This window comes from uncultured Oceanisphaera sp., from assembly GCF_947495715.1.
GTDB classification, from domain to species: domain Bacteria; phylum Pseudomonadota; class Gammaproteobacteria; order Enterobacterales; family Aeromonadaceae; genus Oceanimonas; species Oceanimonas sediminis.
Window position 1 is genome coordinate 51,687 of the sequence record NZ_CANLZU010000011.1, and the last position, 15,302, is coordinate 66,988.

General features: G+C 59.7%; 12 protein-coding genes. 3 read left to right on the forward strand and 9 right to left on the reverse strand.

The window, feature by feature from the left end:
• Window positions 1-18: 18 nt before the first annotated feature.
• The 3 genes from Q0753_RS08420 to Q0753_RS08430 all read right to left on the reverse strand — a co-directional run bounded on the left by Q0753_RS08420 (window position 19) and on the right by Q0753_RS08430 (window position 4,372).
• Window positions 19-984, reverse strand: coding sequence for an ABC transporter permease (locus tag Q0753_RS08420; protein WP_298719417.1), 966 nt, complete (start codon window positions 982-984; stop codon window positions 19-21).
• A gap of 54 nt (window positions 985-1,038) precedes the next feature.
• The gene (locus Q0753_RS08425) at window positions 1,039-2,628 is read right to left on the reverse strand and encodes an ABC transporter substrate-binding protein (protein ID WP_298719419.1); all 1,590 of its coding nucleotides are present in this window, start codon (window positions 2,626-2,628) and stop codon (window positions 1,039-1,041) included.
• Window positions 2,629-2,776: 148 nt separating this feature from the next.
• Entirely contained in the window at window positions 2,777-4,372 is a 1,596-nt protein-coding gene (locus Q0753_RS08430; protein WP_298719421.1) for an ABC transporter substrate-binding protein, read from the reverse strand.
• 287 nt (window positions 4,373-4,659) lie between these two features.
• Between Q0753_RS08430 and Q0753_RS08435 the strand changes: the two genes are divergently transcribed.
• Both Q0753_RS08435 and Q0753_RS08440 read left to right on the forward strand, forming a co-directional pair.
• A complete protein-coding gene (locus tag Q0753_RS08435) occupies window positions 4,660-5,850 on the forward strand; it encodes an amidohydrolase family protein (protein WP_298719423.1) in 1,191 nt (396 codons plus the stop codon).
• Window positions 5,851-6,022: 172 nt separating this feature from the next.
• The gene (locus tag Q0753_RS08440; protein ID WP_298719425.1) at window positions 6,023-7,489 is read left to right on the forward strand and encodes a chlorohydrolase family protein; all 1,467 of its coding nucleotides are present in this window, start codon (window positions 6,023-6,025) and stop codon (window positions 7,487-7,489) included.
• Between the two features lie 72 nt (window positions 7,490-7,561).
• Here the strand turns inward: Q0753_RS08440 and Q0753_RS08445 are convergent, their stop codons facing one another.
• From Q0753_RS08445 to Q0753_RS08455, 3 genes are all read right to left on the reverse strand, one after another.
• Complete coding sequence (locus Q0753_RS08445; RefSeq protein WP_298719427.1) at window positions 7,562-8,260, reverse strand: GntR family transcriptional regulator; 699 nt, start codon at window positions 8,258-8,260, stop codon at window positions 7,562-7,564.
• Between the two features lie 83 nt (window positions 8,261-8,343).
• Window positions 8,344-10,362, reverse strand: coding sequence for a UvrD-helicase domain-containing protein (locus tag Q0753_RS08450; protein WP_298719429.1), 2,019 nt, complete (start codon window positions 10,360-10,362; stop codon window positions 8,344-8,346).
• 9 nt (window positions 10,363-10,371) lie between these two features.
• Window positions 10,372-10,797 (reverse strand): Lrp/AsnC family transcriptional regulator, encoded by a 426-nt coding sequence (locus tag Q0753_RS08455; RefSeq protein WP_298719431.1) that lies wholly within the window; start codon window positions 10,795-10,797, stop codon window positions 10,372-10,374.
• 140 nt (window positions 10,798-10,937) lie between these two features.
• Between Q0753_RS08455 and yjeH the strand changes: the two genes are divergently transcribed.
• Window positions 10,938-12,212: an L-methionine/branched-chain amino acid transporter gene (gene yjeH / locus Q0753_RS08460; protein WP_298719433.1), complete on the forward strand. Its 1,275-nt coding sequence runs from the start codon at window positions 10,938-10,940 to the stop codon at window positions 12,210-12,212.
• Here the strand turns inward: yjeH and Q0753_RS08465 are convergent.
• The 3 genes from Q0753_RS08465 to Q0753_RS08475 are packed head-to-tail and all read right to left on the reverse strand — an operon-like array spanning window position 12,193 to window position 15,191.
• Window positions 12,193-13,278 (reverse strand): ABC transporter permease, encoded by a 1,086-nt coding sequence (locus tag Q0753_RS08465; protein WP_298719435.1) that lies wholly within the window; start codon window positions 13,276-13,278, stop codon window positions 12,193-12,195. The two genes, yjeH and Q0753_RS08465, sit on opposite strands and share 20 nt — an antisense overlap.
• A 16-nt stretch (window positions 13,279-13,294) precedes the next feature.
• Window positions 13,295-14,236: an ABC transporter ATP-binding protein gene (locus Q0753_RS08470; protein ID WP_298719437.1), complete on the reverse strand. Its 942-nt coding sequence runs from the start codon at window positions 14,234-14,236 to the stop codon at window positions 13,295-13,297.
• Window positions 14,229-15,191, reverse strand: coding sequence for an HlyD family efflux transporter periplasmic adaptor subunit (locus Q0753_RS08475; protein ID WP_298719439.1), 963 nt, complete (start codon window positions 15,189-15,191; stop codon window positions 14,229-14,231). The genes Q0753_RS08470 and Q0753_RS08475 overlap by 8 nt, the downstream gene beginning before the upstream one ends.
• Window positions 15,192-15,302 lie beyond the last annotated feature (111 nt).

Below are 15,302 nucleotides of genomic sequence, written 5' to 3' on the forward strand. Positions count from 1 at the left end.
CGTCCTTGTGCTTAACGTTCAAGCGGTTTTCAAGCGCGGATCGATCACCCGGTAGAGAATATCGACCAGGGTGTTGATGCAGATAAAGATCAGGGAGATAAACACCAGATAAGCGGAAATAACCGGTATATCGACGTAGTTCACCGCCTGGATAAACAGCAGTCCCATCCCGGGCCACTGAAAGACCGTCTCGGTGACTACCGCGAAGGCGATCAGGCCGCCGATTTGCAGGCCTATGATGGTGATCACCGGCAGCAGGGAGTTGCGCAGCGCATGGGTGTAGTTGATGCTGCGCTGCCTGATACCCCTGGCCTTGGCAAACTTGATGTAATCGGTGCGCAGCACCTCTTTCATCTCGCTGCGTACCAGGCGCATGATCATGGTGATCATGAACAGGGCCAGCGACAGCGCCGGCAATATGATGGAAGCCCAGCCCGTCTTGCTGAACAGGCCACTGCTCCACCAACCGAACTCCACTATGTCGCCCCGGCCGTGGGAAGGCAGCCAGCCCAGCCAGACCGAAAACACGATGATCAGCACGATACCAGCGATAAAGCTGGGCAGAGACACACCAATCAGGGAAATGGTCTGTACCAGGCTGGTCAGCCACTTGTTGCGCGACAACGAGACCCAGACCCCCGCCGGCAGGCCCACCAGCAGCGAGATGATCACCGCCACGAACACCAGCTCCAGGGTGGCGGGCAGCCGCTCCATGATCAGGTTGAGCACATCCATCTTGTTGTAGTAGGAAATGCCGAAATCGCCCTGGGCGATATTGCCGACGAAGCGCCCGTACTGGGTGATGACACTGTCGTTCAGGCCCAGCTTTTCACGCAGTTCGTCCCGTTCAAACTGGGTCGCGCTTTCCGGCAGCATGCCGTCGATAGGATCGCCGACAAACTGGAACATGGTAAAGGCGATCAACGCCACCGTCAGCATCAGGCCGCAGGCCTGGATCAGCCGCTGTATGATAAAAGCCAACATCATTCACTCCTTTGAATCGCAATAACGGATTAGGGGCTATCGGGCCCCTGTTTGCTAGTTCAGGCTGGCGTACCAGAGCCGTACCACGTTGTCGGAATTCTGGGTAATGTTCAGCTTGTCTGAGGTCACCCAGGCCACCGGTTCGAAGTGCAGCGGAATAAACGGCAGATCCTGCTGGGCCATGGCCAGGGCATCGCTCATCAGCTGTACCCGGGTCGACTTGTCCAGCTCGGACACCGACTGTTCAATCAACGCGTCCACCTTGTCGTTCTGGTAACGGGGAATATTGAAGGCACCGAAGATGCCGCCGTCCTTGGAGTGGAGCAACTGCTGGTTGATGCTGTAGGCGTCATAGAGCGGCAGGTTGGCCCAGCCCAGTACCGCCACATCGGTGCGGCCGTTGTCGCGGATCTGGGAATAGACACTGCGGCTATGCACGTTCAGGTTGGTTTTTACGCCAATCTTGGACCAATAACGCTGCACCGCCTGACACCACTGCTCTGCATTCAGGTAAGCACCCTGTACGCAGTCAAAGGCCAGTGTGAAGCCATCGGGATAACCGGCTTCGGCCAGCAAGGCCTTGGCCCGTTTGGGGTCATAATCAAGCTCGATGGCGCGCTCGGCGTCATAACCGGCAATGTCGGGGGCTACATAGGTGTTGGCTACCTCGGTCATGCCGCGCATGATCTTCTTGACGATCGCTTCACGATCGATGGCCATATGCAGGGCCTGGCGTACCTTCTGTTCCTTGAGCGGGTTCTTGCCATCTACATTACCCGCGTTCAGCTCATCCGCCATGTTCAGCGACAGGTAGTCAACCCGCAACGAGGGCCGGACCTTGACGTCTATGTCTTTTTCCCTTTCCAGCCGGGGCAGGTCCTGCAACGGCACATCGTTCACCAGGTCAAACTCGCCGGACAACATGCCCGCCAGACGGGTTGAATCGGACGACACCGGCTGGAAGATGATGCGGTCGATATTGTGCCTGGACTGCTCTGCCTGCCACCAGTTGTCGTTCTTGACCAGCACCATTTCCGCATCGCGCCGCCGGCTTTCCAACTTGAAGGGGCCGGTGCCGTTGGTGTGGTTGGTGGCATAGCCCTCGGTGCCCTTGCTCATGCTGGTGGGTTCGGTGGCCTTGTGTTCTTCCAGCCATTCCCGGTCCATCATCAGCACCCCGGACAATTCATTAAGCGCCATGGGCGACTTGCCATTCAGACGGATATCGACCGTGTAGTCATCTACCTTGACCGCGTCCTTGAGCGAGGAAGCATTGCCGCGAATGCCCGAGTCCGGGTGGGTCACCCGATTGATGGAGGCCACCACATCATCGGCGGTGAAATCATTGCCGTTGTGAAACTTGATACCTTTATTCAGATAAAAGCGGAGACTGGTGTCATCCAACTGCTCCCAGTGCGTGGCCAGAGTCGGCTCCAGCTGCAGGCTGTTATTCCATTGCACCAGACCTTCGTAAATATGATTTTGAAAGCTCAGGGCATGGGTTGAGGCGAAGGCGTAAGGATCCAGGGTGGGAATGTCCGCCTGCTGGGCCCAGCGCACCACGTTTTCGGCCTGGGCCTGCTGGGTGATCAGGCCACAACTGGCAAGCACCAAACAGGCCGATATCGTCTTTAATTTCATCATTCATCATTCCTTTGGGTGAACAAACTGATGGTTGATTACGGCTTTGTTATTCAGAACAGGTTCTGCTGCCTGTCGACGATTCTCCTCGGGTTTCGCATTCACTCTTTGCGTATTGAGGCCACCACTCCTCGGGTGGCCCCTTGCCCAATCAACCCTGCTTCATGCTGGCGTACCAGAGGCGTACCACGTTGTCGGGGTTCTGGGTGATTTCCAGCTTGTCGGAGGTTGCCCAGGCCATCGGCTCAAAATGCAGAGGCAGGAAGGGCAGGTCTTGATGCGCCATCGCCAGCACATCTTCCATCTGCTGGGTACGGATTGCCGAGTCCAGTTCGAACGAAGACTGTTCGATCAGGGTATCGATGGTGCCATTCTGATAGCGGGGAATATTGAAGGCGCCGTAGATGCCACCGTCTTTGGAATGCAGCAACTGCTGGTTGATGCTGTAGGCATCATAGAGCGGCAGGTTGGCCCAGCCCAGTACCGCCACATCGGTGCGGCCATTGTCGCGAATTTGGGAATAGACGCTGCGGGTGTGCATGTTCAGGTTGGACTGGACTCCCACCTTGGACCAGTAACGCTGCACCGCCTGACACCATTGCTCCGCGTTCAGGTAGTAACCCTGCTCGCAGTCGAACGCCAGCTTGAAGCCATCGGGGTAGCCGGCCTCGGCCAGCAGCGCCTTGGCCTGCTTGGGGTCGTAGCTGGTGGTCACGCCTCGCTCGGCGTCAAAGCCGGCGATGGCGGGAGCCACATAGGTGTTGGCCACCTCGGTCATGCCCCGCATGATTTTCTTGACGATGGCTTCACGATCGATGGCCATGTGCAGGGCCTGACGTACCTTCTGATCTTTAAGTGGATTCTTGCCATCCACATTGCCCGCATTCAGCTCGTCATTCATGTTCAGGGTCAGAAACATGACGCGTAAAGAAGGCCGGACTTTTACCTCTATGCCCTTTTCCCTTTCCAGGCGGGGCAGATCCTGCAGAGGCACATCGCTCACCAAATCAAATTCGCCGGCCAGAATGCCCGCCAGACGCGTAGATTCGGATGCCACCGGTTGAAACACGATGCGATCAATATTGTGCTTGGCCTGATCGGCCTGCCACCAACCGTCATTCTTTACCAGCACCATCTCGGCGTCGCGGCGTCGGCTTTCCAGCTTGAAGGGGCCGGTGCCGTTGGTGTGATTGGTGGCATAGCCTTCGGTTCCCTTGGTCATGCTGGTGGGCTCGGTGGCCTGGTGCTCTTCAAGCCACTCCTTGTCCATCATCAAAATACCGCTGAGCTCGTTGAGGGCGATCGGTGATTTGCCACTGAGCCGAATATCGACCGTGTAGTCGTCCACTTTTACCGCATCCTTGATCGAGGAAGCGTTACCGCGAATGCCCGAGTCCGGGTGGGTAACACGAGCAATGGAAGCGACTACGTCGTCGGCATTGAAGCCGTTGCCGTTGTGGAACTTGATACCTTTATGCAGGTAAAAACGGATGGTGGTATCGTCCAGTTGCTCCCAGTGGGTAGCCAGGGCCGGCGACATTTCCAACTGCTCATTCCACTGCACCAGACCTTCATAGATATGGTTCTGAAATGCCAGCGCCGGCGTAGAGGCAAATGCATACGGATCCAGCGTTGGAATATCCCCTTGCTGAGCCCAACGCACTACATTTTCAGCCAGCGCCTGCTGCGTCACCAGACTGCAGGAAGCGGCCACCAAACAAGCGGTTATCGTCTTTAGTTTCATCATTCATCGTCCCTGTGAGTGAAAACATAACGGCCTGGTTATGACGACCGTTGCTGGAGCTGATTATCAATCAACCGCGCCAACAGTTAACATCGTAGATTCAAAGTGATAATAAAAACAAAACAAAGTGCTAACAATTGGTTTGTTTGTGATGGCAACCACAAAACACAAATTCAACTCTGGGTAGGATGATCGGCAAGTTATGGCGCGGATCGTTACGACGTCCCTTGCCATCGTTAACACAGTCGAGCACAAGCCATTCGGGGTTAATAGGACCAAAGGGAGCAATCATGGTAGCCACATTGATCAGACAAGTTCGTCTTGCACCACAGCAGGGAAGCCAGGATGTATTGATTGAGCAGGGCCGAATCGTGCGTATCGAGCCGAATATATCGTTACCACACGGCGCAATACTGCAGGAAGGGCACCACCGCCTGGCCCTGCCCGGGTTTATCGACGGCCATGCGCATATCGACAAATCCCTGTGGGGCATGGACTGGTATGAAAACCAGGTTCCCAGAGAGCTGCCCGCCATTATCGAAAACGAACGTCATTTTCGGCGCCAGCATGAATTTGACGCACAGCAACAATCCGAACGCATTACCCGTCAGGCTATCAGCAAGGGCACGACTCATATCCGTACTCATATCGATGTGGATACCGAAATTGGCCTGCAACATATGGAAGGTGTGCTGGCTACCAAGGCCAAGCTGGCCAAGCAGATTTATATCGAGACGGTGTGTTTTCCCCAGAGTGGCCTGCTCGGTAGGCCCGGTACCCGGGCGCTGATGGAAGAGGCGCTCAAGCTGGGTGCCGATTACGTCGGCGGTATCGACCCTTCATCTTTTGAGCGCGATCCGGTGGCCCATATCGACGCGGTATTCGACATGGCCGTTAAGTACGGCAAGGGCGTCGATCTGCACCTGCACGAAGCGGGCGAGCTCGGCGCCTTTTCGGTCGAGCTGATAATCGAACGTACCCTGGCGCTGGGTCTGCAGGGCAAGGTAACCATCAGCCATGCCTTTTGCCTGGGTGAAATAGACCCGGCCTATCAGGATCGGCTGATCGACGGGCTGGCCCGGGCCGATATTGCCATTGCGACTACCGCCCCGGCCAATCGTAATGTACCGCCCTATGAAAAACTGCGTGCCGCCGGCATCAAGGTCACCGCCGGTAACGACGGCATTCGCGACACCTGGAGCCCTTATGGTAATGGCGACATGCTGCAGCGGGCCATGCTGATGGGGCTCAAATATCGCTGGCGCCAGGACAAGGAGCTGGAACAGGCGCTTCATGCCATTACCCGGGGCGGCGCCGAGGTGATGGGGCTGACCGACTATGGTCTGGCGGTGGGTTGCCAGGCCGATCTGGTGCTGCTTGATGCCCGGACACTGGCCGAAGCCATTGTCGAACCGCCTCAGGCTCGCACCGTGTTCAAGGCCGGCACTTTGGTCGCTGACCAGGGCGAATGTTTATTCTGAGCAGACACATTCGTTAGCAATCACGCCATTGAATGGCGCACAAGAGCAGGACGAGACACCCTCACACCGACTCGCCGCAGCCCCCATTTTGGGGTTGGATCGACGGCACCAACGGTTGGCGCAGAGGATCTCCCCATCCTTCTTCATCAGACACTGACGGAGCCCCACTTACATGAAAACCACCAAAATCACCGCCAAATACGTTATCGGCTTCAAGGACGGTGGCCACCATATCTACGAGCAGGGTGAGCTGGTCTATCGCGGCGACACCGTACTGTTTGTCGGCCACGGCTATCAGGGCCAGGTCGACGAAACCCTGGCCATGGGCAACGCCCTGGTCGGCCCCGGCTTTATCGACCTGGATGCGGTGGCCGATCTGGACTCCACCGTGCTCGCCTTCGACCATCAGCCAGGCTGGAAAAAAGGCCGCCTGCCCGCCAGCGACTGGCAACGGCGCGAAACCTACAGCGACGCCGAACTGGACTTCAACAAGCGCTATGCCTTCAGCCAGCTGCTACTAAACGGCATCACCACCATAGCGCCGATCACCTCCATTCTTTACCGGGAGTGGGCCGAAACCGCCGACGAGTTCCGGCGTGCCGCCGAGATTGCCGCCAGCCTGGGGGTGCGCGCCTATCTGGGCCCCGCCTACATGTCGGGATATGGCGTGGTGAACCCGGATACCCGTGTCGAAATGCGCTTCGATGAACAGCGTGGGCTGAAGGGGCTGGAAGAAGCGGTGCGCTATGTGGAGCAGCTTCACCAGTACGGCGATACTATCCAGGGCATGCTGGCCCCGGACCGCATCGAAGGCTGCACCCCCGAGCTGCTGCGCCAGACTGCTAAAGCCATGCGTGCGCTGGACTGTCCGGTGCGGCTGCACAGCTGCCAGGGCGAGTTTGAAGTGGACATGATTCACGAGCTGTACCACGGCATGTCGTCGGTGGAGTTCATGGCCGAACATGATCTGCTCGACTCTCGTTTGCTGCTACCCCATCTGCAACTGCTGGGCGGCAAGCAACCCAGTCCGGAGAAAATACAACGAGAGCTGGCTCTGCTTGGCCAAAGTGGTGCCAGCGCCGTTATCTGTCCGCTGGTGGCCGGCCGCCATGCCAAATACTTCAACGGCGTCAGCCGTTTCCGTGAAGCCGGCATCAATATCAGCCTGGGCACCGACACCTACCCACCAGACATGATCCAGAACATGCACGTCGGCGCCATGCTCAGCCGGGTCACGACCGGCAATATCACCGAGGCCTCCGCGGCGGATTATTACAATATGGCCACTCTGGGCGGCGCCAGGGCTCTGGGCCGGGAAGATATCGGCCGCCTCTGTGCGGGCGCCAAGGCGGACATTATGGTGTTCGACTTTGACGGCATTCATACCGGCCAGGTATTCGACCCCATCACCAACCTGGTGATCAACGGCAACGGTCGCGACATCAAGGGAGTCATCGTCAATGGAGACAAGGTGGTGTGGGACGGACGACTGGTGAAGCCGGGTCTGGATCTGCAGCAACTGCATCATCAAGCCCAGCAACAATTCGACGGCTTTATTGCCAGCTATCCGGAACGCAGCCACCGGCATCCGCCGTTAGCAGAGATTTTTCCGCCTTCCTTTCCCACCAGCCGACCTTAACGAAAACGCCGACCGGTATGAACCGGTCGGCGTATTGACATAGCCCAGACTGATGCGCCAGACATCATTAATCTATTCAGTGGGTACACTATCGGCAAACAAGGCAACAAAATCGGTAACCTGCTCTTCTTCCTGGGTCAGATCCAGGCTCGACTCCAGATTGTCCAGGTGCTGGCGCATCGACAATACAGCCGTGTCCACATCACCGGCAGCCAGCAACTCAACCAGCTGAGTGTGTTCGTCACAATGACATTCATGGCTTCGGCTGTCTTTCTGATACATGCTGACTATCAGCGAACAACGCCCCAGCAACCGCTCCAGCATATCCGACAGCACCTGATTACCCGCTATTCGCGCCAGCTCGATATGAAAGCGAGCCGCCAATTTTACCGCTGCTGGCCTCCTGCCCTCTTCCACCGCCTGTCTTTCCTCTTCAATCAACTTGCGAAGCGCGGCCAGGTCAGTGTCTTCTATCCGTTCAGCCGCAAGTACCATCGCTTCGGCTTCCAGCAAACGGCGCACCACGAACACATCAGCCGCCTCCTGCTGGCTGGGACAGGCCACCATGGCGCCCTTGTTGATGGTAATGCTGACCAACCCCTGATGACTCAACTCCAGCAAGGCAGCCCGTATATGGTTACGGTTAGCACCAAGAGCATCGACCAGTTTCAGCTCTACCAAGCGAGTACCCGGCACCAGTCGTTGCTCGACAATGGCACGACCGATGGCCTCGACAATACGCCGGATTTCCTTTTTCTTTGCAGTAGACAAGGGCTGCTCCAACACGCCAAAACAGTACAACGGATAGGGCAGTAATGTTAACAAATGCTAACCTGCTCAACCAGAACAAGCTCTCAGCCCCAGCCCCAGCGGCTGACGCCCGGATAGCCGCCTTCGAGCAGTTCCTTGATGAAAACAGAGGGGATTTGCCGGTCGGCCAGCAGAAAGACCTGATGCCGGGCGCGGGTCAGGCCAACGTAGAACAGCCGGCGCTCTTCCGCATGGGGGAAGGCTTCGGCGTCCGGCAGCAGCAATTCCAACAGGGCGGCGCCGTTCTTATCGGGCGGAAAGCCGTACTTGCCCCGGCACAACCCCAGCATGATCACGTGATCCGCCTCCTTGCCCTTGGCCCCGTGCAGGGTCTGAACCTCCAGCTTGAGCTCGGGAAAGCGTCGGCGCCAGCCGGCCAGCTGTGATTCGTCCGGCAGGCTGAAACGAAAGCGGGCCAGCAGATACACCGAGGCATCCGCCTGCTCGGCGGCAATCAGCCCAAGCAGTCGGGTCACAGTATCCATCTGGCTGTCGCTGGCCACCGGCAGCACATGCACGCACGGCCCGTCACTATGGTGATGAGTGGTTAGCGTTTTCGGCAGTTGCGCCGGGTTGCGGGTCACGAACCGGCTGGCCACCTTTTCAATCTGATTGTTGAATCGAAAGGTCTTGTCGAGACGGGTCATGCGGCTGACACCAAAGTATTCGCCAAAGCGGGTGGTCAGCGACACATCGGCGCCGCTGAAGCGATAGATCGCCTGCCAGTCATCGCCTACGCAAAACAGCGACAACCCGGGAGCGGCATCGCGCAAAGCCTGCAACAGGGCGGCCCGGGGAGCGGAAATATCCTGAAATTCGTCCACCAGAATATAGCGCCAGGGCACCTCGAAGCGGCCACGCCGCACCAGCTCGGTGGCCTGCTCTATCATGTCGTCGAAGTCGATCTCGCCCTGCTCGGCCAGATGTTGCTGGTAGCGCTGCAACAGCGGGCGCACCAGATCCAGTTGCTCAACCAGCGCCGGCGTCAGCTCATTCGGCTCTGGCTCGCCGTAGAGCTTGAGTGCCGCCACCAGCGGTGCCCAGTCGCGTGCCAACCGCCGGTAATCCGGCTGGGGCAGTACCTGAAAACGATGCCGCCGCAGCCAGTCATGCAGCCGATTGCCGTAGTCCTCGTCCAGCTGACAGTTCTGCTCCAGCCAATGGGCGAAAATATTGATGCGAGCACTTTCCTGCTGGGCCAGCGGGCTGAGTGACGGGCTTCTGCCGGCTACCCGCGCCAGAATCATCAAGCCCAGGGCATGAAAGGTGCTGGCCTTCACGGTTGCGGTGCTCGGCTGGCGCGCCAGCCGCTCACTCATTTCCGTGGCTGCCTCGTTACCGAAGGCCAGCAACAGTACTTCATCGGCCCGGGCCTGACGTGATGCCAGCAAGAAGGCCGCCCGCGCCGCCATGACACTGGTTTTGCCACAACCGGCACCGGCCAGCACCAGGTTGTGATCTTCATCCACCACGCAGGCCAGCCGCTGGGCCTCGGTCAGCGGGTGCGCCTCAATACTGTCAAACAGGGCGCCGTATTCGGCCAGCGCCTGGGTGCAGTAATCCTGACAGCATTGCTCGCGCCAATGCTCATCCGCCGCCGTCAGGGTCGCCACCAGCTCGAAGGCCGCCCGCGCTCTGTCGCTCAGCGCCTCGGGCGGCGCATGCTGACGCCAGTCTATCGACTCTTGTCGCAACAGCTGCTTCAGTTGTTGCCAGCGGGAATGGCGCAAATAGCCCAATTCCAGCAATGCCAGGCAGGATTCGGCCAAGGGCACCACCCGAGTGGCATGGTGTTGATACCAGCCCAGGGTAATGGCGTCGCACAGCGGCTCGGCCACCGTTTTCGGCAACCAGCCCAGCTCGATATCCCCCTGAGTGCAAAACAGCCGCAACCGATACAGCCACCGTGCCTGCTCCAGACTGGGCGGTGCACTCAGCTCGGTCCAGTGCAGGGCGTGGCGTTCCCGCCGCAGGTGCAGCACCAGGCCTTCCACCGTGGGTTCGGTGGCAAGAAAGGGATGATTGAACCAGGGCGCCAGCCAGTGCGCCCGAAAGATCTGCATGCCGCCGCCTCAGGAAAGGGTGTTGATTACCTCACCCAGTATCATGTGCGTGCGCACCGTCTTGATATGGGGGGTGTGTTCAATGATGTGACGAATGGCGTCCAGCCGCTCCATGGAGGCAGCCTCCACATAAACCAGCATGTCGGTTTCGCCGCTGATGGTATAGCAGAGTTTAACCTCGGGCACGGCACGCAGCGCCTCGGCATATTGCTCGCACTGGCGCACGTGATAGCAGAGGGCGAAATAGGCGCGCACCAGGGCGTGTGTGTTGCCGAGCCGGGCGTGATAACCACGAATAACACCACGCTCTTCCAGACTCTTGATGCGTTCGGATACCGCCGAGCGGGACAGATTCACCTCGCGGGCAATACTGGCCACCGCCAGACGGGCGTTTTCCGTCAGCAGGGAGACGATTTTTTGATCAAACTTGTCCACTGCACCCTCTTTTTCTACGTCCCCGACCAAACGTCGGCCAAAAGCGACGTTTCGCCGTGCTCAAGCAGCAAAGTGCCAGGCCTTATTATTGTTAGCAGGCGTTAATATATCAGAATTCTTGCATACGGATTTGAAACAACATGGGGCGTTTAAATAAAGAACTGGGGCTGGGCTACGGCACCGGCATGATGGCCACTTCTCTGCTGGGCAGCGGCATCTTCGTGGTACCGGCGGTGGCCGCCAGCCTGGCGGGTGCCGACTCTCTGTGGGCCTGGCTGATATTGATGGTGCTGGTGCTGCCGGTAGCCTTTACCTTCGCTCGCCTGGGGCGCGCCTTTCCCCATGCCGGTGGTGCCCCGCACCTGATTGGCCGGGCGCTGGGAGTGCCGATGGAAAAGCTGGCGGCCTTTTTGTTTCTGGCGGTGCTGCCGGTGGGTCTGCCCGCCATGCTGACCCTGACCGCCGGCTTCTGGCATGCGCTGTTTCCATTGACGGATAATGGCGACCTGCTGGTGCAGCTAGGCACCCTGGGCCTAGTGCTGGTGCTGGGCAGCCGCAAGAGCGGCGCCTCGGGTCTGATCCAGCTGCTGATTGCCCTGGCCATTATCGGGCTGCTGACTCAGGTGTGGATCAGTGGCGATCTTCTCCACGAGCCGCTGGCCATATTACCACCGGTCGAACAGGTGCAGTGGACGGCACTGCCGGCCGTGCTGGCGGTGATGTTCTGGTGTTTCGTAGGGCTGGAAGCCTTTACCCACATGGGCGAGGAATTCAAAAATCCGGAGCGCGATTTTCCGTTGGCGCTGCTGTTTGGCGTGCTGCTGGCCGGTTTCATCTATCTGGCCTGCGCCATGGCGGTGATCAAGTTCGGGGTATTCGGTGACGAACTGACCAACACCACTTCTTTTCCGGTGCTGGTGGCCGCGCTATTGGGAGAAAAGGGCCGCTGGGCTGCGGCCTTGGTGGGGTATCTGGCCTGCTTTGCCAGCCTCAACCTCTATGTACAGGGCTTTGCCCGCCTGCTGTGGAGCATGGCCGACGAGGGTAAACTGCCCGCCGCCCTGGCGCAACTTAACCGCAACGGTGCGCCCTTTCGCGCCCTGAGCTGGGTGGTGGCGGCCTGCGCCCTCTGCACCCTGGCGGCCTGGCTGTTCAAGCTGCCGCTGGAGGTACTGATCCGCTATGCCAACGGCAACTTTATTCTGGTTTATTGGCTTGCGATGGTGGCGGGGGTAAAACTGCTGCACGGCGGCTGGCGCTGGCTGGCACTGCTGGCCAGCCTGCTGTGTCTGGGGGTGTTTGTCTCGCTGGGGCTGGAAGCCGGCTATGCACTGGTACTGGGCGCCGCCTTTATCGGCTGGCGCCAATGGCGTAAACGCAAAGCCGGGCGCAGCGCTAGTCCAGTCGCTTTCTGAAGCGCCGGGCCGCCAGGGCCAGGCCGAGCAGAGTAAAGGCGGCCAGCCAGAGTGCGTCGGGTGCCAGCGCCAGCAGGTCGGCATCGCGCAGCAGTATGCCCCGGGCCAGGCGCATATAGTGGGTGGCGGGCAACCCTTCGGCCAGCCATTGGGCCGCCACCGGCATACCCTCATAGGGGAACATGAAGCCGGACAGTAAAATCGAGGGGATCAGCACAAACACCGTCATCTGCATGGCCTGCAGCTGGCTTTTGGCCAGGGTGGAAATCACCAGCCCCAGCACCAGGCTGGCGGCGATAAACAGCAGGGTCGCCAGCAGCAACTGCAGCGGGCTGCCGTTGAGCGGCACCGCGAAGATAAAAAAGCCCAAGCTCAGGATGATCACCAGTTGCACCAGGCCGGCGAAGATGTAGGGAATGATTTTGCCGATCATCAGCTCCATCGGCGTCACCGGGGTGGTGATCAACAGCTCCAGGTTGCCCCGCTCTCGCTCGCGGACGATGGCCGAGGCGGTAAACAGCACCATGGTCATGGTGAGGATCACCCCGATCAGGCCCGGAATGATATTGACCGCCGCCCGCCGTTCCGGATTGAAAAACAGCGCCACCTCGAAGTTGCCTTGCGGCCGGATCAAACCGGGATCGTCCGGCAGGCTGGCCAGCTGCAGTATGGCGCTGGCGATCAGGGTGTCGGTGCCGTCCACCAGCCACTGCCCCCGGGGCCGTCCGTCCTGGCGGCGGCGCTCGAGATCGGCGGGCAGGATCAGTGCCGCCCGCACCCTACCGGCGATAATGGCGGTTTCGGCCTCGCGTGGCTGGGTAAAGCGCTCGGTAAAGGTCACCAGCTGGCTGGCCCCCATCCGGGCCACCAGCTCCCGGCTTTGACTGGTCGCCGCCTGATCCACCAGCGCCACCGGAATATCCCGCACCTTGGTATTGATGGCATAGCCGAACAGCAGCAGCTGGAGCAACGGCACCATCACCACCATGGCGAAGGTGAGCCTGTCCCGGGACAACTGGCGAAACTCCTTGAGGGTGATGGCCTTGATGCGCCGCAGGCTGCTCATGGCTTTCTCCTGTCGCTCATGGCTGTGTACCCCCGCTGGCTGTGCCGGTGCAGCTGACAAATACGTCTTCCAGGTTGGGCCGCACCCGGTTGATCTCGGCGCCGGAATCCAGCTCCGGCAGGCGCTGGCGTAGCCAACCGACCGGATCGGCGACGGTACCGTCTACCAGCACCCGCAATCGCAACCCCAACTGGGCGGCGGAGCGCACTTCATCCAGCGCCAACAAACGGGCTTTCAGCTCGCGCAGGCCGGGGGCCGCCACTTCCAGCACGGTCACGCCCATGCCATTCATCAATTGTTCCGGCGAGCCGTCGGCGCGCTTGCTGCCGTTTTCCAGTATGGCCAGGCCATGGCAGCGCTCGGCCTCATCCATGTAATGGGTGCTCACCAGTATGCTGGTGCCCGCTTCGCACAGATCGAACAGCTTCTCCCAGAAGTCCCGCCGGTTTTCCGGATCCACCGCCGAGGTCGGCTCGTCCAGAAACAGCAAATCCGGTTTGTGCAGGGTGGCGGCGGCCAGCGCCAGCCGCTGCTTCTGCCCCCCGCTCAGGGTACCGGCAAAACGACCGGCAAAAGATGCCAGCTCATAGGTGCCCAACAGTTCGCGCAGACGATTCCGGGTGTCTTTCGCATTCAGGCCGTAGATCTGGGCGACAAACTCCAGGTTTTCGCGTACCGACAAATCCTCGTAGAGCGAGAACTTCTGGGTCATGTAGCCGACCCGGCGGCGCAGGGCTTCGGCCTGTTCGGGAATCGACAGCCCGAGCACCGTCATTTCACCGGCACTGGGCAGCAAGAGACCGGTGAGCATGCGGATGCAGGTGGACTTGCCGCTGCCGTTGGGGCCGAGAAAGCCGAAGATGGTACCGGCGGGAATGGCCAGATCCAGCCGGTTAATGGCCACCAGATCGCCGAATTTTCGCGTCAGCCCCCGGGTCGAGATCGCCAACTCAGTCATGGCCTTTCTCCGGCAAGGCCTGGGCGGGCACGCCGGAGGGCAGCTCAACCGCCGCCTCGGGCAATTGCACCTTGGCCAGATACATCAGCCGGCTGCGCTCTCCCTCGGTCAGGGCATAATAAGGCGTAAAGGCCGGCTCGGTGGCAATCCAGCTCAGCCGGCCATCATAAGGCTCCTCTATGCCGTCTACCCAGACCCGTAACGAGTCGCCGATGCTCAGCCCGAGACGGCGGCTTGCCGGTACGTAAATGCGGGCATAAGGCGCGCTCTGTGCCTGCAACACCGCGACCACGGCGCCCTGAGCGACCCTGTCACCCGGCTGGTAAGGCAGGGTTTCCAGAATGCCGGCTCGGCTGGCGTGAATCGTCAGTTCATCCAGCCGATAACGGGCCAGGGCCAGCTCGGCCTTTATGGCGTCTCGGGCCGCCTGGGCGGCGTTGATGTCTTCGACCCGGTTGCCCGCCGTGGCTCGTGCCAGCCGTTGCCGGGCCGCCTCTGCCTGCGCCTGCAACTGATCATGATTCGCCTGAACTCTGTCCAGCTCGGCCTGATTGGCCAGTTGCCGGGATGCCAGGGTACGAATACGTTCCAGATTGCGCTTCGCCTCCAGCAGCAGTGCCTGTAACCGGGCCAGCTCGGCCCGGGCGGTATTGATATCTTCGGCTCGCGTTCCCGCCAACAGCAGTGCCAATCCGGCCTCGGCCTGGCGCAGCCGTGCCTGCTGGCGATCCACTTCCAGCCGCTGCCGCGTATCATCCAGTTGCAGCAGCAGGGTGCCTGCCGTTACCCGCTCGCCCTCGGCCACCGGCTGGGCCGTCACCAGTTCGCTGGCGGTAGCGGTCAGCTCGATGCGGTCTCGTTCCAGGGTACCCAGCCAGCGCTCATCGGCCGACGGCTCGCAGGCGGTCAGCAACAGGCAACTGAGCAACAGGATAAGGCGGGGAAAATTCGGCATATCGGTGTCCAGCGAAACTCGTGAATTGAGCTTAGCCGAAGCGTGGAAGGGATTTGTTGCGGTGGATCAGGAACGAGGAACAATACGGCTTTTGGTGTACAGAAACGATAC

Coding starts and splice junctions, on each gene's coding strand:
- Q0753_RS08420 (WP_298719417.1), bottom strand. CDS start 984: ATGTTGGCTTTTATCATACAGCGGCTGATCCAGGCCTGCGGCCTGATG.
- Q0753_RS08425 (WP_298719419.1), bottom strand. CDS start 2,628: ATGATGAAATTAAAGACGATATCGGCCTGTTTGGTGCTTGCCAGTTGT.
- Q0753_RS08430 (WP_298719421.1), bottom strand. CDS start 4,372: ATGATGAAACTAAAGACGATAACCGCTTGTTTGGTGGCCGCTTCCTGC.
- Q0753_RS08435 (WP_298719423.1), top strand. CDS start 4,660: ATGGTAGCCACATTGATCAGACAAGTTCGTCTTGCACCACAGCAGGGA.
- Q0753_RS08440 (WP_298719425.1), top strand. CDS start 6,023: ATGAAAACCACCAAAATCACCGCCAAATACGTTATCGGCTTCAAGGAC.
- Q0753_RS08450 (WP_298719429.1), bottom strand. CDS start 10,362: ATGCAGATCTTTCGGGCGCACTGGCTGGCGCCCTGGTTCAATCATCCC.
- yjeH (WP_298719433.1), top strand. CDS start 10,938: ATGGGGCGTTTAAATAAAGAACTGGGGCTGGGCTACGGCACCGGCATG.
- Q0753_RS08465 (WP_298719435.1), bottom strand. CDS start 13,278: ATGAGCAGCCTGCGGCGCATCAAGGCCATCACCCTCAAGGAGTTTCGC.
- Q0753_RS08470 (WP_298719437.1), bottom strand. CDS start 14,236: ATGACTGAGTTGGCGATCTCGACCCGGGGGCTGACGCGAAAATTCGGC.
- Q0753_RS08475 (WP_298719439.1), bottom strand. CDS start 15,191: ATGCCGAATTTTCCCCGCCTTATCCTGTTGCTCAGTTGCCTGTTGCTG.